At 43.3% G+C, this 17,175-nt stretch carries 17 protein-coding genes, 1 tRNA gene and 1 other RNA gene; 14 read left to right on the top strand and 5 right to left on the bottom strand.

What is annotated here, in order from left to right:
* Positions 1-29: 29 nt before the first annotated feature.
* Together rpsU and galE are read left to right on the top strand one after the other, a co-directional pair.
* Positions 30-206, top strand: coding sequence for a 30S ribosomal protein S21 (gene rpsU / locus PW220_RS06205; RefSeq protein WP_000048054.1), 177 nt, complete (start codon positions 30-32; stop codon positions 204-206).
* A 101-nt stretch (positions 207-307) separates the two neighbouring features.
* The gene (gene galE, locus PW220_RS06200) at positions 308-1,321 is read left to right on the top strand and encodes a UDP-glucose 4-epimerase GalE (protein ID WP_248055124.1); all 1,014 of its coding nucleotides are present in this window, start codon (positions 308-310) and stop codon (positions 1,319-1,321) included.
* A gap of 87 nt (positions 1,322-1,408) precedes the next feature.
* On the opposite strand, the gene mscL is transcribed toward galE, so the two are convergent.
* Positions 1,409-1,768 carry a large conductance mechanosensitive channel protein MscL gene (gene mscL, locus PW220_RS06195; protein WP_105108426.1) on the bottom strand — a complete coding sequence of 120 codons (360 nt, stop codon included), beginning with the start codon at positions 1,766-1,768 and terminating at the stop codon, positions 1,409-1,411.
* Positions 1,769-1,950: 182 nt separating this feature from the next.
* Here mscL and dnaG point away from each other — a divergent pair, with 182 nt between their 5' ends.
* From dnaG to aguB, 9 genes are all read left to right on the top strand, one after another.
* Positions 1,951-3,738 (top strand): DNA primase, encoded by a 1,788-nt coding sequence (gene dnaG / locus PW220_RS06190; RefSeq protein ID WP_248055125.1) that lies wholly within the window; start codon positions 1,951-1,953, stop codon positions 3,736-3,738.
* A 2-nt stretch (positions 3,739-3,740) separates the two neighbouring features.
* Complete coding sequence (rpoD, locus tag PW220_RS06185) at positions 3,741-4,859, top strand: RNA polymerase sigma factor RpoD (RefSeq protein ID WP_105124944.1); 1,119 nt, start codon at positions 3,741-3,743, stop codon at positions 4,857-4,859.
* A gap of 365 nt (positions 4,860-5,224) precedes the next feature.
* Positions 5,225-5,548, top strand: a complete 324-nt coding sequence (locus tag PW220_RS06180) for a metal-sulfur cluster assembly factor (protein WP_024379411.1) — start codon at positions 5,225-5,227, stop codon at positions 5,546-5,548.
* A gap of 519 nt (positions 5,549-6,067) precedes the next feature.
* Positions 6,068-7,516, top strand: coding sequence for an aminotransferase class I/II-fold pyridoxal phosphate-dependent enzyme (locus PW220_RS06175; protein ID WP_248055126.1), 1,449 nt, complete (start codon positions 6,068-6,070; stop codon positions 7,514-7,516).
* Between the two features lie 2 nt (positions 7,517-7,518).
* Entirely contained in the window at positions 7,519-8,376 is an 858-nt protein-coding gene (gene speE / locus PW220_RS06170) for a polyamine aminopropyltransferase (RefSeq protein WP_043024956.1), read from the top strand.
* Positions 8,376-9,635, top strand: coding sequence for a saccharopine dehydrogenase family protein (locus tag PW220_RS06165; RefSeq protein WP_248055127.1), 1,260 nt, complete (start codon positions 8,376-8,378; stop codon positions 9,633-9,635). Before speE ends, PW220_RS06165 begins: the two co-directional genes overlap by 1 nt.
* Positions 9,636-10,763, top strand: coding sequence for a carboxynorspermidine decarboxylase (gene nspC, locus PW220_RS06160; protein ID WP_248055128.1), 1,128 nt, complete (start codon positions 9,636-9,638; stop codon positions 10,761-10,763).
* Positions 10,760-11,857, top strand: a complete 1,098-nt coding sequence (gene aguA / locus PW220_RS06155) for an agmatine deiminase (RefSeq protein WP_248055129.1) — start codon at positions 10,760-10,762, stop codon at positions 11,855-11,857. The genes nspC and aguA overlap by 4 nt, the downstream gene beginning before the upstream one ends.
* A 112-nt stretch (positions 11,858-11,969) precedes the next feature.
* Complete coding sequence (aguB, locus tag PW220_RS06150; protein ID WP_248055130.1) at positions 11,970-12,845, top strand: N-carbamoylputrescine amidase; 876 nt, start codon at positions 11,970-11,972, stop codon at positions 12,843-12,845.
* Positions 12,846-12,884: 39 nt separating this feature from the next.
* Here aguB and PW220_RS06145 read toward each other — a convergent pair whose 3' ends face one another.
* Complete coding sequence (locus tag PW220_RS06145) at positions 12,885-13,478, bottom strand: TVP38/TMEM64 family protein (RefSeq protein ID WP_248055131.1); 594 nt, start codon at positions 13,476-13,478, stop codon at positions 12,885-12,887.
* Between the two features lie 99 nt (positions 13,479-13,577).
* Between PW220_RS06145 and ssrA the strand changes: the two genes are divergently transcribed.
* The 3 genes from ssrA (at position 13,578) to add (ending at position 15,172) form a co-directional block, all read left to right on the top strand.
* Positions 13,578-13,925: a transfer-messenger RNA gene (gene ssrA, locus PW220_RS06140) on the top strand.
* A gap of 2 nt (positions 13,926-13,927) precedes the next feature.
* Positions 13,928-14,015 (top strand) — tRNA-Ser (locus PW220_RS06135).
* Positions 14,016-14,164: 149 nt separating this feature from the next.
* The gene (gene add / locus PW220_RS06130; RefSeq protein WP_398582924.1) at positions 14,165-15,172 is read left to right on the top strand and encodes an adenosine deaminase; all 1,008 of its coding nucleotides are present in this window, start codon (positions 14,165-14,167) and stop codon (positions 15,170-15,172) included.
* Between the two features lie 47 nt (positions 15,173-15,219).
* Here the strand turns inward: add and PW220_RS06125 are convergent, their stop codons facing one another.
* Genes PW220_RS06125 through PW220_RS06115 form a run of 3 tightly spaced genes read right to left on the bottom strand, consistent with a single transcriptional unit; the run spans position 15,220 to position 17,093 of the window.
* Positions 15,220-16,002, bottom strand: coding sequence for an ABC transporter permease (locus tag PW220_RS06125; protein ID WP_248055133.1), 783 nt, complete (start codon positions 16,000-16,002; stop codon positions 15,220-15,222).
* Between the two features lie 16 nt (positions 16,003-16,018).
* Positions 16,019-16,726 carry an ABC transporter ATP-binding protein gene (locus PW220_RS06120; RefSeq protein ID WP_024379421.1) on the bottom strand — a complete coding sequence of 236 codons (708 nt, stop codon included), beginning with the start codon at positions 16,724-16,726 and terminating at the stop codon, positions 16,019-16,021.
* Complete coding sequence (locus PW220_RS06115) at positions 16,719-17,093, bottom strand: GntR family transcriptional regulator (RefSeq protein WP_024378875.1); 375 nt, start codon at positions 17,091-17,093, stop codon at positions 16,719-16,721. The genes PW220_RS06120 and PW220_RS06115 overlap by 8 nt, the downstream gene beginning before the upstream one ends.
* Positions 17,094-17,175: the final 82 nt, after the last annotated feature.

The raw sequence follows: 17,175 nt of genomic DNA, 5'->3' as shown, positions 1-17,175 counted from the left end.
AGACTTTGAAATTGAGGGGAGTGAAAATAATGTCAAAAACAGTAGTACGCAAGAACGAATCACTTGATGATGCTCTTCGTCGTTTCAAACGTGCGGTTACTAAAGCTGGTACTCTTCAAGAAACACGCAAACGCGAATTCTACGAGAAACCATCTGTAAAACGTAAACGTAAATCAGAAGCAGCTCGCAAGCGTAAAAAATTCTAATTGAATTTGAACAGCCTGAGGGCTGTTTTTTTGTTTACTTTTCAGCCTGTCTAACTTATAATAAGTATATAAAATATTGTCCAGGTGAAAAGGAGTTCTATATGAGTATCTTGGTTACAGGTGGAGCTGGCTATATTGGTAGTCACACCGTTGTGGAGTTGTTGAAGTTGGGAAAAGACGTTGTCATCGTAGATAATCTCTCCAACTCAAGTATTTTGGTTTTGGATCGTATCGAAACCATCACTGGCAAACGTCCAACTTTCTATGAATTGGATGTAGCAAATAAGGTTGCCTTGCGTGAGGTTTTTGAAAAAGAAAGTATTGAGGCAGCAATTCACTTTGCTGGCTACAAGGCGGTTGGTGAATCTGTTGAAAAACCAGTCATGTATTATGAAAATAATATCATGTCCACTTTGGCTTTGGTGGAAGTTATGGCAGAGTTTGGTGTCAAGAAGATTGTCTTCTCATCCAGCGCAACGGTTTATGGCCTTAACAACCCATCGCCTTTAGTTGAAACCATGCCAACCAGCGCAACTAACCCTTATGGTTATACAAAAGTCATGTTGGAACAAATCCTGCGTGATGTAGAAGTGGCAGACAAGGAATGGAGCATTGCTCTTCTCCGTTATTTCAACCCAATCGGTGCCCATGAATCAGGTCTAATCGGTGAAGATCCAGCTGGTATTCCAAACAACCTTATGCCGTTTGTGGCTCAAGTTGCTGTTGGCAAACGTCCAGAACTCAGCGTCTTTGGTAATGACTATGATACAGTGGATGGAACAGGTGTTCGTGACTATATCCACGTCATTGACTTGGCTCTTGGTCACATCAAGGCGCTGGAAAAAATCTCAACGACAGCAGGTGTCCATACCTATAACCTTGGTTCCGGTCAAGGAACCAGTGTTTTAGAACTGGTTCAGGCTTTTGAAAAAGTGAATGGTGTACCGGTACCTTATAAAATCGTTGACCGTCGTCCTGGTGATGTAGCGACCTGCTATGCTAATGCAGACAAGGCTTTAGCAGAACTCAACTGGAAAACAGAGAAAACGATTGAGGATATGTGCCGCGACACATGGAACTGGCAGTCTAAAAATCCAAATGGATATGAAGGATAAGAAAAGATGTGAGTATTGGCTCACATCTTATTTTTGTCATAGTGCAAAAGAAAAACAGGCACAGGGCCTGTTTCACTATCTTATTGATTATTTTTTCAACAAGTCGCGGATTTCTGCAAGCAATTCTTCTTGAGTTGGACCAGCAGGAGCTGCTTCTTTCTTAGGCATTGCTTTTTCAGCAGCCTTAACGATGAAGAACAAAACAGTACCGATGATCAAGAAGTTGATAACAGCGCTCAAGAAGTTACCATAAGTAACACCATTCCAGCTCAAGTCAGCAATTTTATCTGCGCCAGCAGCTTTCAAAGCTGGTGTAAGCAACAATGGTGTAATCAAGTCAGCAACGAATGAATCGATGATGGCTTTGAAGGCAGCACCAAAAATTACTGCAACTGCAAGGTCAATAACATTACCTTGGAACAAAAACGCTTTTAAATCTTTCAACATATCCTAAATATGTCCTTTCATAAAAAATTTTACTCTATCTATTATAACCATAAAAAAATATTTTACAAGCAATTTGTTTCAGAAATTTTACATTTTTCAAGTTTTGGTATAAAATAGAATATGTTAAACTAAGGGAAGAGTGTCCACTTTTCAATTAGCAAATAGGATGTTGAGGAGGATATATGCTGTCAAAAGATAAAATAACAGAAATCAAACAAGCCCTCAATATCGTGGATGTGATTGGTGAAACAGTTGCTTTGACCAAGGCTGGACGCAATTTTCTTGGTCTTTGTCCCTTTCATGGAGAAAAAACTCCTTCCTTTAATGTCATTGAGGATAAACAGTTCTATCATTGTTTTGGTTGTGGTAAGTCTGGAGATGTTTTTAAATTTATAGAGGAAACCCGTGGTGTTTCTTTCACTGACGCGGTAGCCATTTTGGCAGAAAAAGCTGGGTTTCAGGTAGAAGTATCCACCAATCATTTTCAGCCTAAGAAGGAAAATCCACATCAAGCTCTTTATGATATCCATCAAGATGCGACAAAGTTTTACCATGCCTTGTTGATGACGACAAAGATGGGCGAGGAAGCTAGAAAATATCTCCATCAGCGTGGTTTAACGGATGAAGTTATTAAGAATTTTCAACTAGGTTTAGCACCTGATGGGCAAAATATTCTTTATCAGAAACTTTCCCAGAACTACGATGAAGAAAGCCTGCTTCATTCGGGTCTTTTCAATCCCAGTGAGCAGAATATGATTTTCGATGCTTTTCAAGGGCGGATCATGTTTCCGCTAACCGATGAATATGGTCGAGTGATTGCCTTTTCAGGTCGGATTTGGACAGAAAAAGACCTGCAGAACAAGCAATTAGCCAAGTATAAGAATTCTCGTAGCACAGCTATTTTCAATAAAAGTTACGAACTATATCATTTGGATAAGGCCAAGGCGGTCATCAAGAAACAGCGGGAAGTCTATCTGATGGAGGGGTTTCTGGATGTTATTGCGGCCCACCGTGCTGGTATTGAAAATGCGGTTGCTTCTATGGGAACTGCTCTGACTAGAGAGCACGTTGGTCATCTGGCCAAGTTTTGCAAGAAGATCGTTCTGACCTACGATGGTGACAGGGCCGGACAGGCAGCTACCATGAAGGCTTTGGACGAATTAGGAGATTTTCAGGTGGATATTGTCAGTCTGCCTGACAATATGGACCCTGATGAATTTTTACAAAGAAATTCTGAAGAAGCCTTGCGAGAGGTTTTGACAAAATCCCGCATTAGTGATGTGGAATTTTTAATCCACTATCTGAAGCCAGAAAACCCAGATAATCTACAAATGCAGATAGAATTTGTGGATAGGATTGCTCCGATTATCGCAAGGGTTTCGTCGATTACAGCGCAAAATTCTTATATTTATAAGGTTGCGGAAGTCCTATCCGATTTTGACTATGGTCAGGTGGAGCAGGCTGTGAATGCTGTTCGCTTACATCAGCGACAGGAACGAAGTCAGCAAGCCTATCATCAACAGAAGGAACAGGTCTATGCACCGCCTGTTCAGGCTATTTCCCGGCTGACAGGTCTTATCCGAACTGAAAATCACCTGCTTTACCGTATGGTCGAGCACCCTTATATTTTAAATGAATTTCGTTTGCGAGAAGATTTTTATTTTGCGACACCGGAATTGCAGGTATTGTATGAATTACTGAAAAATCAAGGTGAGATTAGTAGTTTTGGCTTATCCCAGTTAGATGATATCGTCCAACAAGCCTGGTATCGGATTTTGGAAGAGCGTCTGCCAAAGGAAGTGGCGCAAAATGAAATTGAAGAATTGGAATTTCGCCGTGACAAGGAATTGTTACGAAAGGAAAATCAACACCTAACACGGAAAATCCGTGAACATTCCCATGTAGGAAATGCTGATATTGCCCTCGATGAGTTACAAAAATTGCTCGAGAAAAGAAAACAAATGGAGTAAATATGACAAACAAAAAAGATAAAAAGACAGAAGTAACGACCTTTGATGTGCAAGTTGCTGAATTTATTCGTAATCACAAGAAACAAGGTTCGGCAACCGATGATGAAATCAATGACCAGCTGGTTATTCCGTTTACACTTGATGCTGATGGGATTGATGACTTGCTTCAACGAATTCAGGATGCAGGAATTTCGATTGTGGATAAGGAAGGTAACCCATCTGCGCGTGCTTTGCAGGTTGAAGAAGAACCAGAATTATCTGACGAAGAATTGCTAGGAAGCACGTCCGCAAAGGTTAATGATCCCGTCCGCATGTACTTGAAAGAAATCGGTGTTGTGCCACTCTTGACCAACGAAGAAGAGCAAGAATTAGCCTTGGCGGTTGAAGCTGGCGATCCTGAAGCAAAACAACGTTTGGCTGAAGCTAACTTGCGTTTGGTTGTTTCTATTGCTAAACGCTATGTGGGGCGTGGTATGCAGTTCCTTGATCTTATCCAAGAAGGAAACATGGGCTTGATGAAGGCCGTTGACAAGTTTGACTACTCAAAAGGTTTCAAATTTTCAACTTATGCGACTTGGTGGATTCGTCAGGCCATTACCCGTGCTATTGCAGACCAAGCTCGTACGATTCGTATCCCTGTTCACATGGTTGAAACCATCAATAAATTGGTTCGCGAACAACGCAATCTCTTGCAAGAGTTAGGACAGGATCCAACGCCAGAACAAATTGCAGAGCGTATGGATATGACACCTGAAAAAGTCCGTGAAATCCTTAAGATTGCTCAAGAGCCAGTGTCTTTGGAAACCCCAATCGGTGAAGAAGATGATAGCCATTTGGGAGATTTCATTGAAGATGAAGTAATTGAGAACCCAGTTGACTATACCACTCGTGTTGTCCTTCGTGAGCAATTGGATGAAGTGCTAGATACTCTGACAGACCGTGAAGAGAATGTTCTCCGCCTTCGTTTTGGCTTGGACGACGGAAAAATGCGAACTCTTGAAGATGTAGGTAAAGTCTTCAACGTAACTCGTGAACGTATCCGCCAGATCGAAGCCAAAGCCCTTCGTAAACTCCGCCACCCATCCCGCAGCAAACCACTCAGAGATTTTATTGAGGATTAAAAACCTCCGGGGGAGGTTTTTAACGCCTGCTTGAAAATAAGAGAGCAGGCTAACCCCGTGGTGTTTTAACCCGAGCCTAGAAATAGGAAAGCGAGGCATAAGCCTACGGATAGGCTTTCTCAACGTCCGCCTAGAAATCCGAAAGCGGACAAAGTCCTGTGGCACTTATCAGGTCGCTTGCTAAAAATTGGCAACAAGCGAGAGTCTGGGAGACAAAATCAACCGCTCGCTAAAAACTAGAAACGAGCGTAACGTCCAGTGACTTGGTTTGTTTCATTTCCAACCTTCAATAGTTCATGGCTCATTTGGATGAAATTTTTGTTCCTTTAGATGACAATGCAATAGTGAAAAAGAAAGAGAGAAAAATGGCTTATACAGAAGAACAGGTAAAAGAAATTCAAGAGCGTATTTTTCATGCTCTAGAAGACGTGATTGACCCTGAGCTAGGGATTGATATTATCAATTTGGGGCTCATTTATGAAATTCGTTTTATTGAAGGTAAGGCCGAGATTGATATGACTCTGACAACCATGGGTTGTCCCTTGGCTGACTTGATTACCGATCAAATTCATGATGTCTTAAAAGATGTTCCAGAGGTAACGGAAGTAGATGTTCGCTTGGTTTGGTCACCGGCCTGGACAGTTCAAAAAATGAGCCGTTACGCTCGAATTGCTTTAGGAATTAAATAGTTTCAAAAAAGATGATTTCGAATATTCGAAGTCATTTTTTTAGAATTGTTCATTATTTTGTTGAAAAATATATCAATTTTCCACTTGTCAAATCAGAATATTCGTGTTACAATAAACGTGCCTAGGAAAAGTTATTATACCTATTCTAGCAAATATCAGACCTATATGGGATGGGTAGCTCTGCTATTTATCATAACCAAAGCCTACGGACAGGCGGGTCGAATGCCGAAGCGTGGCGTAAGCCACATTATTGATAGGGTTAAAAGCCTACATTTTATAAGTTGATGTTGGGAAGTTTTTCCTAATTTCTAATTTTGTCAGTGTGGTGAAAGCACACGTCATCTTGTGAAACGGTCAATAAAGTACGTATATATTTGCACTGGAGAGTAGGAAACGGTAGGCACATAAACTCAAGAGAAGAATAAAAAACGTCAATTTGGATTGTAGAGCAGGATGAACCCTGCTCTTTTTGCTTTGTTAAAAAGGGTAGGAGTCCATCAAGCAAAGGAGTTTTTCGATATGAAAAATCAACACCAAGCCCCTATTTATCAGGGATTGGTACAGTTACGCCGAAAACGGATTGTTCCCTTTGATGTGCCTGGACACAAACGGGGGCGGGGAAATCCTGAATTAGTAGAACTACTTGGCGAAAAATGCGTGGGGATTGATGTCAATTCCATGAAACCCTTGGATAACTTAGGGCATCCTGTGTCCATTATCCGGGAGGCCGAGGAATTGGCGGCAGAAGCCTTTGGTGCCAGCCATGCCTTTCTCATGGTTGGAGGGACAACCTCTTCTGTCCAGACAATGATTTTGGCGACTTGTAAGGCAGGCGATAAGATTATCCTCCCTCGAAATGTCCACAAGTCAGCCCTCAATGCCCTGGTTCTATGTGGTGCCATCCCGGTCTATGTGGATATGAGCGTGGAGCCACGGATTGGTATTGCTCTTGCCTTGGAAAATGATGCTTTTGAACGGGCGATTTCTGAGCATCCTGATGCGGTTGCTGTCTTGATCAACAATCCGACCTACTATGGTATCTGCTCGGACCTGCGTACCTTGACTGAGAAAGCTCACGCAGCGGGTATGAAAGTTTTGGTAGATGAGGCCCACGGAGCTCATTTGCATTTTTCGGACCAATTGCCAGAGGCAGCTATGGATGTGGGAGCTGATATGGCAGCTGTTTCCATGCACAAATCAGGCGGCAGCCTGACCCAGAGCTCGCTCCTCTTGGTCGGTCCTGATATGAATGTGGAGTATGTCCGCCAGATTATCAATCTGACCCAGTCTACATCCGCTTCCTATCTCTTGCTGGCTAGTCTGGATATTTCACGGAGAAATTTGGCCCTTCGAGGGAAAGAGTCTTTTGAAAAAGTCATTGAAATGTCTGAGTATGCTCGTCGTGAAATCAATGCAATCGGTGGCTACTATGCCTATTCTAAGGAATTGATTGATGGTAAAACGGTGCATGATTTTGATGTGACCAAGCTCTCCATCTATACGCAGGGCATTGGTCTGACAGGGATTGAAGTCTATGATTTGTTGCGGGATGAGTATGACATCCAGATTGAATTTGGCGACATTGGCAATATCTTGGCCTATATCTCCATCGGTGACCGCTTGCAGGACATTGAGCGGCTGGTGGGTGCTTTGGCTGACATCAAGCGTCTCTATTCACGAGATGGTTCGGACCTGATTTCAGGTGAATACATCCAGCCGCAGCTGGTATTGTCACCGCAGCAGGCTTTTTATGCAGAGCGTGAAAGCCGTTCCCTGCAAGAAGCAGTTGGTCAGGTCTGTGGGGAATTTGTCATGTGCTACCCGCCTGGTATTCCGCTTTTAGCACCAGGTGAACGAGTGACCCAAGAAATTGTTGACTACATCATCTTTGCCAAGGAGCGCGGTTGCTCCGTCCAAGGTACGGAAGATCCAGATGTCAACTACATCAACGTTATAAAGGAGGGCTAAAGATGGAAATGTGGTTTTCAGAAGTCCAAACACCAGATGTCAAGTTATCCATTCGGACCAGCCAGCAGCTCTACGCTGGCAAGAGTGAATTTCAGGATATTGCTGTACTGGATTCACCAGCCTTTGGAAAAATATTAACCCTCAATGGTCGTGTTTTATTCTCGGATGCAGATGACTTTGTCTACAATGAGATGGCTGTCCATGTGCCCATGGCAGTTCATCCCAATCCTAAGAAAATCTTGATTTTGGGTGGAGGAGATGGTGGTGTAGCCCAAGTTCTCAGTATGTATCCTGAAATCGAACGCATTGATGTAGTAGAGCCAGATGAGTTGTTGGTTGAAGTGTGTCGTCAGTATTTCCCAGACTATGCCTCTGGCTTGGAAGATGAGCGGGTCGAGGTTTATTTACAGGATGGTCTGCGTTTCTTGCGCAACTGTGAAAACGAATATGACATCATCATCAATGATGCGACTGATCCATTTGGACATACGGAAGGGCTATTTACTAAGGAATTTTATGGAAACGCCTACCGAGCTTTGAAGGAAGATGGCATCATGGTTTACCAACATGGCTCACCATTTTATGACGAAGATGAGTCTGCCTTTCGTTCCATGCATCGGAAGGCGACTCAATCCTTCCCTATCAGCCGTGTTTATCAGGCCCATATTCCGACATCTGCGGCGGGTTATTGGTTATTTGGCTTTGCCTCTAAAAAATACCATCCTATAGAAGATTTTGACAAGGAAAAATGGAAAGCGCGCCAGCTTTTCACAGAATACTATACCGCTAACCTCCACATCGGAGCATTTCTCTTGCCTCGATACGTGGAAGACATTTTAGAAGAAGAGGAGAAAAAATAATGAGTCGTTTGTTAGTTATTGGTTGTGGCGGAGTTGCCCAAGTTGCCATCAGCAAGGTTTGCCAGGCAGAAGATACCTTCAAGGAAGTCATGATTGCCAGCCGGACCAAGTCCAAGTGTGATGATTTGAAGGCTGTTTTGGAAGAAAAAACGTCCGTAAAAATTGAAACTGCCCAAGTGGATGCGGACAAGGTAGAAGAAGTGATTGCCTTGATTGAAAGCTACCAGCCAAAGGCAGTCTTGAATGTGGCCCTTCCCTACCAAGACTTGACCATCATGGATGCCTGCTTGGCGACAGGTGTGGACTACATCGACACGGCCAACTACGAGTGCGAGGACACCGAGGATCCAGAATGGAGGGCTATTTACGAAAAACGCTGTGCAGAAGAAGGATTTACGGCTTACTTTGACTACTCATGGCAGTGGGCTTATAAGGAGCGTTTTGAAAAAGCAGGCCTGACAGCTCTTTTGGGATCCGGATTTGATCCAGGGGTGACCAGCGTTTTCTCAGCCTACGCACTCAAGCACTATTTTGATGAAATTCATTACATCGACATCTTAGATTGTAACGGTGGAGACCACGGTTATCCATTTGCGACCAACTTCAACCCAGAAATCAACTTGCGTGAGGTTTCAGCACCAGGTTCCTACTGGGAAAATGGCAAATGGGTGGAAGTTGAAGCCATGTCTATCAAGCGAGAGTACGATTTCCCAGAAGTGGGTCAAAAAGACATGTACCTCCTCCATCACGAAGAAATCGAGTCGCTGGCTAAGAATATTCCAGGTGTCAAACGCATCCGCTTCTTCATGACCTTCGGTCAATCCTACTTGACCCACATGAAGTGCTTGGAAAATGTTGGTCTTTTGCGGACAGACCCAATCAATTTCAACGGACAAGAAGTGGTGCCAATCCAATTCCTCAAGGCATTATTACCAGACCCAGCTAGCCTTGGTCCACGTACTGTTGGGAAAACCAACATCGGCTGTATTTTCACAGGCATCAAGGACGGTGTAGAGAAGACTATTTACATCTACAATGTATGTGACCACCAAGAGTGCTATAAGGAAGTTGGTTCACAGGCTATTTCCTACACAACTGGCGTGCCAGCTATGATTGGAACCAAGCTTGTCATGGACGGAACTTGGAAGAAGCCAGGCGTTTACAACTTGGAGGAATTGGATCCAGATCCATTCATGGACTTGCTCAATCAATATGGTCTGCCTTGGCAGGTAGTAGAAAATCCTGTTTTGGTGGACTAGATGAGAATTGAACAAGTTCCAACACCAGCCTATGTCATTGATGAAGCCAAGCTGGTCAACAATTTAGAAATTCTCAAGTCTGTTCAAGACCGTACAGGCTGTAAGGTACTCTTGGCTCAAAAAGCCTTCTCCATGTATGCCACCTATCCGCTGATTAGCCAATACCTAGCTGGAACCACCGCATCAGGTCTCTATGAAGCCAAGCTGGGTCGTGAGGAATTTGGGGGCGAAGTCCATGTCTTTGCCCCAGCCTTTAAGGATGCGGATTTGGATGAAATCTTGGAAATTGCAGACCATATCGTTTTTAACTCAGCGCGCCAGCTCCGCAAGCATGCGGACAAATGCAGAGCAGCTGGAGTTAGTGTCGGCCTGCGGATCAATCCAGAATGTTCCACCCAAGGTGAACATGCCCTCTATGATCCCTGTGCAACAGGCTCTCGTTTTGGTGTTCGCATTGACCAGTTTTCAGAAGACCTGCTGGACTTGGTGGATGGCCTGCATTTCCATACCCTCTGTGAGCAAAATTCGGATGATTTGAAAACCACTTTGGATGCTGTTGAGGACAAATTCGGCCCCTATCTACACCGTATTAAATGGCTCAATATGGGCGGAGGCCATCATGTGACCAGAGCAGATTATGATGTAGAATTGCTGATTTCCTCAATCCAACACATGCAGGAAACTTATGGGCTGGAAGTCTATATCGAGCCAGGAGAAGCCATTGCCCTCAATGCAGGCTATCTGGTGACTGAGGTCTTAGACATCGTTGAAAATGGCATTGAAACCCTGGTTCTGGATGCATCGGCTACCTGCCATATGCCGGATGTCTTGGAAATGCCCTATCGCCCACCGCTTCGCCATGGCTTTGAGGCTGGTGAAAAGGCCTATACTTACCGACTATCTTCCAATACCTGTCTGACGGGGGACATCATCGGCGATTATTCCTTTGAAAAGCCTGTGGAGATTGGTGACAAACTCTATTTTGAGGACATGGCCATCTATTCTTTTGTTAAAAACAATACCTTCAACGGCATCGGTCTGCCAAGTCTGGTCTTGATGGATCAGACAGGCGACTGCCGTATTATCAAAGAATTTGGCTATGGAGATTTCAAGGGGAGGTTGTCATGATAGAAAGTCCAAAAGCTGCTGGCTACCGCATGCCAGCTGAGTATGAGCCCCATCATGGTACCCTCATGGTGTGGCCGACTCGCCCAGGATCCTGGCCCTTTGATGGTCAGGGGGCAAAAAAAGCCTTTAGTCAGGTCATTAAAACCATTGCTGAAAGCGAGCAGGTCTATCTCTTGGTGGACGAGGCACACCGTGAGGAGGCACAATCCATGCTGGGTGATGGTGTAACCTACCTGGACATCCCCACCAACGACGCTTGGGCGCGTGATACAGGTCCGACGGTCTTGGTCCATGAAAATGGCAGAGCTTTGTCTGTCGATTGGGCCTTTAACGCTTGGGGCGGAAGCTATGATGGTCTTTATCAGGACTACGAAGCAGATGATCAGGTGGCTAGTCGATTTAGTCAGGCCATCGGTCTGCCAGTCCATGATGTCCATCCCTTTGTCCTAGAAGGTGGAGCCATCCATAGTGACGGCGAAGGAACCATCATGGTGACCGAATCCTGCCTGCTCAGCCCAGGTCGTAATCCCCATCTGACCAAGGACCAGATTGAGCAAGTGCTTCTAGATAGTCTAGGTGCTGAAAAGGTTCTCTGGCTTCCTTACGGCATTTTCAACGATGAAACCAATGAGCATGTAGATAATGTTGCGGCCTTTGTTGGTCCAGCTGAGATAGTTTTAGCCTGGACAGATGATGAGGCAGATCCCCAATATGCCATGTCCAAGGCCGATTTGGACTATTTGGAAAAAGAGGTTGATGCCAAGGGCAGAAAGTTGACCGTCCACAAACTGCCAATTCCCCAAAATCCCATTTTGGTGACAGAAGAGGATTTGCCAGGCTATGTTTATGAAGAGGGGGAAGAAGAACGAACTGCAGGCGAACGCTTGGCGGCTTCCTATGTGAATTTCTACGTCAGCAACGGTGCGGTTCTGGTACCTCAGTTTACTGATGAGCATGATGCGCAGGCACTTGAGCTCCTCGCGCAGCTTTTTCCTACCAGAAAAGTCGTCGGTATACCAGCCCGTGACATCCTGCTTGGGGGTGGGAATATTCACTGTATCACCCAGCAGATTCCCCTTTATGGGGCTAAATGACTCTGATACAGCGTCAAGCCGGATTGGCATACTCCAGTATAGCCGGCTCCGGTCTTCCTTGTCTCAGAGCCATTGTATCGCCCATAAAGAACTTACGAAAAGGATTGAAATTATGAGAAATGTTACTGTAGCAGCTGTCCAGATGCAGTGTAGTCAGAATCTTAGCGAAAATCTGGCGACCGCAGAGCGTTTGGTCAGACAGGCTGCTGGGCAGGGCGCGCAGATTATTCTCCTGCCTGAACTCTTTGAGCGTCCTTATTTTTGTCAGGAACGCCAGTATGATTATTACAACTACGCCAAGTCTGTAGAGGAAAATGATGCTGTTCAGCACTTTATTCCTATTGCCAAGGAGTTACAGGTGGTCTTGCCTATTTCCTTCTATGAAAAAGATGGAAATAGCCTGTATAACTCGATTGCAGTTATTGATGCGGATGGGACAGTTTTGGGAGTTTACCGCAAGACCCATATTCCTGACGACCATTATTACCAGGAGAAATTTTACTTCACACCTGGAAATACTGGATTTAAAGTCTGGGAAACTCGTTATGCCAAGATTGGTATCGGAATATGCTGGGATCAATGGTTTCCAGAAACCGCCCGCTGCCTAGCTTTGAATGGGGCGGAATTGCTCTTTTATCCAACAGCCATTGGTTCGGAGCCGATTTTGGACACGGATAGCCAAGGTCATTGGCAGCGGACCATGCAGGGCCATGCGGCGGCCAATATCACCCCGGTCATTGCGGCCAATCGGATTGGCTTGGAAGAAGTACAACCTTCTGCAGAAAATGGTGGACAGTCTTCTAGCTTGCGTTTCTACGGTTCCTCTTTCTTGACAGATGAGACAGGAGACATTTTGACCAAGGCTGGACGGGAGGACGAAACAGTCTTGCTAGCTACTTATGACTTGGATAAGGGTGCGTGTGAGCGCTTAGACTGGGGACTCTTTAGAGACCGTAGACCACATATGTATCGACGTATTTCGGAATAAACAAAATAGCCTTGTCAGATGATAAGGCTATTTCGTCTATTATTTAAGGATTTGTTGCAAAAATTGGCTTCCATAAATCCAAAAGAAGCTGTAGGCAACAATGGAAAATGGACGACAGAGAAGTGTAATAGTGATAAATTTTCGATAGCTCATACTGGTTAAGCCTGAAATCATGACAACAATATCAGCAGGTGAAATGGGTGAGAGCATACATAGAATGAAGAAAATTTCATAACCACGTTTATTATCTATTTTACTCTCATATTTGAAAAAAGTTTCTTCACTCATAAACAGTAAACAGAATTTTTTTCCATAACGACGAGCCAACCAGAAGAGAATAATACTACCGACGGATATGCCAACATAATTTAAGAAAAATCCCCACCAGAAATTGAAAACAAGAAATCCAACGACGGTAGTGACCCCGCCTGGTATGATTGGGAAAATAACTTGAATAATTTGTAGGATTAGGAAAAACAAGCTACCAAAGGCACCTTGATGTTTAATCCAATCGGACAAGACATTCTGATCGTTTAAAATACCAATTTTATATAACCAAAAAAGAAAAACAAATGTCCCGATAAGTGTAACAACACTTAATACTTGGATCGTTTTTTGCCAAAATTTATACATAATAACATTGTACCATATTTCAAAAAATTTTAAAATTGTAAAAAATAGCTTTGCTATTTATGAAAAAATCTGCTATAATAATTCTCGTATCAAACCTAAGGGGTTGTTACGGATTCGACAGGCATTATGAGGCTTGTTCTGCAACCCATCGGCAGATGTAAAAATGCCAGTTAAATATAACTGCAAAAAATACAAACACTTACGCATTAGCAGCTTAATAACCTGCCTGCGTGACCAGTCGCGAATTGCTTGTGTTTGCTGATTGGTCTTAAAATAACAAGCTACGTTGGGGCTGAGTTAGGCTGTCCCAAAAGAGATATACTAACTCGCTTGGTCTGGATTTGAGTTATGTATCGAGCCCAAGTTAAAGCAAGACATAACCTATGGTTGTAGACGAATAAGTTAGCAGGTGTTTGGACGTGGGTTCGACTCCCACCAGCTCCATATATGGAAGATTACTCAAGAGGCTCAAGAGGCCGTGTTGGAAACGCGGTAGGCGTGTAACAGCGTGCGTGGGTTCGAATCCCATGTCTTCCGTATGGCAAGAACGATGGAAATCGTTCTTTTTTTCTTGCACTTGAAATTATCTAATAAGTATAATGTTCATTTTTTGTAGAAATTGTCTTGTAATTTGTCAAAAATGTGATATGATAGTTAACAATATACTTACGAAAGAGGAAGTGTTGATGTTGAATGTACAAGAATTATCCAAGACAGAATTACATTGCCATTTGGATGGTTCCCTATCTTTATCGGTAATCCGACAACTTTCCCAACTGGCAGAAATTTCCATTCCAGACAAGGATGAGGAACTCAGAAAATTGGTCAGTATAGAGGGCAAGGTTGATAGCTTGATGACCTATTTGAAAACCTTTGACTTTATCCGTCCGCTTTTACAAACCGTAGAAGCATTAGAATTAGCTACCTACGATGTGTTACGTCAAGCAGCAGAGGATGGGGTTATTTATATTGAGCTACGTTTTGCACCAGAATTATCGACTGACAAGGGTTTGACTATCCTGGAAGCTGTGAATGCAGTCTTGCGTGGGATGGAAAAGGCTCAGAATGATTTTGGTATAGTTGCCAAGCTCTTGGTCTGTGGCCTGAAACAAACTGATCCAAGTCAGACCAGAGAAATCTTTTCGGTTATTGCTGATTTGGCACCGAAAGGATTGGTTGGCTTTGATTTTGCTGGAAATGAAGCAGACTACCCAACTCAAGAGTTGGCTGAGTTGATTGACTACACACAATCTCTAGGCTACCCCATGACCTTCCATGCTGGTGAGTGTGGTTGCGTGACCAATGTAGCCCAAGCTCTGGCCTTGGGTATCAAGCGGATTGGACACGGAACGGCTCTTAGTGGTCAAACTGAGGTTATTCAGGCTTTTGTCAATAGCGGAGCAACGCTTGAGATGTGCCTGACTTCAAATCTCCAGACCGGAGCAGCTCAAACTCTAGCAGACTTCCCCTATGAACAGCTGGTTCAAGCGGGAGCAAATATTACCATCAATACTGATAATCGAACGGTTTCCAATACAAACCTAAATAAAGAATATCAGCTATTTGTAGAGTATTTTGGAACGACCAAGGACGAATTTTATCAATTCAATAGAAATGCTATCCAAGCAAGCTTTGCCAGTGAGGAAGAAAAGGCAAACTTACTTGATGTCCTAGCTCAAAAGTATAATTTGTAAAAAGAAAGCTCTAGGCCATGTCAGAACGACAGGCAAAGAGCTTTTTCTTATTGCAAATTCAATTTCTTAGTCATGATATAGTGTGTACCAAAATAGTAGGCAAAGGCCAGAATAATATTGATCAAGGCTAAGATAGGACTTGGGTATAATGGTTGTGCTGCATTATAAAGGTTCTCAAGGTTGTTGGTAAAAACGAGAGTTCCAAACACACCAACTACAATTGAAATGCCGATATAGGTTAAAATGGCAAACAGTAGTCGGTGGTCTTTAAACAGTTGACCGACAGAGATGGAGAAGTAGATGAGCAAGATTCCCATTGTTGACTCGATAAGTGAATAAAATAAATGAGCAAAAATCACAGACCAGTCTAATGCTTGTACAACAGTATGCAATTCAGGAATCATGATTTCCTCAGTTCCGAGCATGAGCACCGCTAAAACAATCCCGATAGAAAGAATAATGGTAACTCCTGCTAAAAAGTACCAAACTAAAGATGCCAAGAGTTTACTTAAAATAATATGGTGGCTGGAGACAGGCAAGGTCATGGTCAAATAGCCCTGACGGCCATAGACATTTTTTCTAAAACGATTGATGACCATGAAAAAGGTGGATAAACCAAGTGCTGCAATTAAGATACCGAAGGTCATTGAGAATGTACCGAAAAGGACCATTTCAGCACCTCCAGGTTCAGTGGTTCCAGCTTGTGTTCGTAGGTTCAAAGCTTGTAACCAGAATCCAAGGATGGCAGATAGGGTTAAAGCCCCAGCATAAATTCCTAAATACCATTTTCCAACGGATTGAAATTCATATTTGACTAATTTCTTAAACATAGCAATCTCCTTCTAACTAAGCCTTAAAGTCTTGGCGGAAGAGTTCGTCAATGGACTCGCCACTTTCAATACGAAGGTCATCCACGTTTTCATGGCGAATAACGCTACCATATTGAAGGAAAATTACTTCGTCCAGAATTTGTTCAACATCTGAAATCAAATGCGTGGAGATGATAACAGAGGCAGTAGGCGAATAGTTGTTGACGATGGTTTTTAAAATATAATCACGAGCAGCAGGGTCAACACCACCAATTGGCTCATCTAAGACATAGAGTTGTGCCTGACGGCTCATTACCAAGATCAGCTGAACCTTTTCCTTGTTCCCTTTTGACAGGTGTTTCATACGGCTGTTCAAGTCAATTCCCAAGTCTTGCAAGAGATGGAGGGCACGTTCCTTGTCAAAGTCTGCATAGAAATCTGTAAAGAAGGTGATAGCATCAGAAACCTTCATGCTTTCATCAAGATAGGTCGTATCTGGCAAATAGGATACGATTGCCTTGGTTTCAGGTGATGGAGTGCGACCGTTGATAAGGACTTGACCATACTCAGGTTGCAATAGTCCATTGATGAGTTTGATTAACGTCGTCTTACCAGAACCATTTGGTCCCAAAAGTCCAATAATCTTACCAGCAGTCAATTTCAAGTTAACATTATTGAGAGCTACAGCACCGCCATAGGATTTTGAAACCTGTTGTAATTCGACCAGGGTATATGCGTTATTCATAAGACACTCCTTTCAAATAATCATCTAACTGGTGGGTTAATTCATCTTGATTGAAGCCCAAGTCCAGCATATTGGTCACAAAGTTTTCAAGTTCTTTCTGTGCCAAATGCAGGCGGGTCTGTGAAATCAATTCTTGATTGTCTGTGACGAAACGTCCTGTTGTACGAACCGAGTAAACAAATCCTTCCGTTTCCAAATCAGACAGGGCCCGTTGCACCGTGTTTGGATTGACGCCAGCTATTTCAGCCAAGTCACGCACGGTTGGCAATTTATCTCCCGATTTCAATTGATTGGTCACAATCTGTAATTTTATAGTATTACTGATTTGAATATATATGGGCATATTGTTGTCAAATTTCCAAGCCATTATTCTTTCCTTTCTAGGCATTTTTCGCCAATACCTATGTTCTAACAAAATAATACAATAAAACATGATAAATTGCAAGTCT

Source organism: Streptococcus sp. 29892 (assembly GCF_032594935.1).
Lineage (GTDB): Bacteria > Bacillota > Bacilli > Lactobacillales > Streptococcaceae > Streptococcus > Streptococcus hyiners.
This window is presented reverse-complemented; position numbering and strand designations above follow the sequence as displayed.

What these genes read in the sequence shown, in the direction of transcription:
- rpoD (WP_105124944.1), top strand. Translation starts at nt 3,741, where the DNA reads ATGACAAACAAAAAAGATAAAAAGACAGAAGTAACGACCTTTGATGTG.
- galE (WP_248055124.1), top strand. Translation starts at nt 308, where the DNA reads ATGAGTATCTTGGTTACAGGTGGAGCTGGCTATATTGGTAGTCACACC.
- aguB (WP_248055130.1), top strand. Translation starts at nt 11,970, where the DNA reads ATGAGAAATGTTACTGTAGCAGCTGTCCAGATGCAGTGTAGTCAGAAT.
- PW220_RS06180 (WP_024379411.1), top strand. Translation starts at nt 5,225, where the DNA reads ATGGCTTATACAGAAGAACAGGTAAAAGAAATTCAAGAGCGTATTTTT.
- nspC (WP_248055128.1), top strand. Translation starts at nt 9,636, where the DNA reads ATGAGAATTGAACAAGTTCCAACACCAGCCTATGTCATTGATGAAGCC.
- PW220_RS06125 (WP_248055133.1), bottom strand. Translation starts at nt 16,002, where the DNA reads ATGTTTAAGAAATTAGTCAAATATGAATTTCAATCCGTTGGAAAATGG.
- PW220_RS06145 (WP_248055131.1), bottom strand. Translation starts at nt 13,478, where the DNA reads ATGTATAAATTTTGGCAAAAAACGATCCAAGTATTAAGTGTTGTTACA.
- add (WP_398582924.1), top strand. Translation starts at nt 14,165, where the DNA reads ATGTTGAATGTACAAGAATTATCCAAGACAGAATTACATTGCCATTTG.
- rpsU (WP_000048054.1), top strand. Translation starts at nt 30, where the DNA reads ATGTCAAAAACAGTAGTACGCAAGAACGAATCACTTGATGATGCTCTT.
- speE (WP_043024956.1), top strand. Translation starts at nt 7,519, where the DNA reads ATGGAAATGTGGTTTTCAGAAGTCCAAACACCAGATGTCAAGTTATCC.
- dnaG (WP_248055125.1), top strand. Translation starts at nt 1,951, where the DNA reads ATGCTGTCAAAAGATAAAATAACAGAAATCAAACAAGCCCTCAATATC.
- aguA (WP_248055129.1), top strand. Translation starts at nt 10,760, where the DNA reads ATGATAGAAAGTCCAAAAGCTGCTGGCTACCGCATGCCAGCTGAGTAT.
- PW220_RS06175 (WP_248055126.1), top strand. Translation starts at nt 6,068, where the DNA reads ATGAAAAATCAACACCAAGCCCCTATTTATCAGGGATTGGTACAGTTA.
- PW220_RS06165 (WP_248055127.1), top strand. Translation starts at nt 8,376, where the DNA reads ATGAGTCGTTTGTTAGTTATTGGTTGTGGCGGAGTTGCCCAAGTTGCC.
- mscL (WP_105108426.1), bottom strand. Translation starts at nt 1,768, where the DNA reads ATGTTGAAAGATTTAAAAGCGTTTTTGTTCCAAGGTAATGTTATTGAC.
- PW220_RS06120 (WP_024379421.1), bottom strand. Translation starts at nt 16,726, where the DNA reads ATGAATAACGCATATACCCTGGTCGAATTACAACAGGTTTCAAAATCC.
- PW220_RS06115 (WP_024378875.1), bottom strand. Translation starts at nt 17,093, where the DNA reads ATGGCTTGGAAATTTGACAACAATATGCCCATATATATTCAAATCAGT.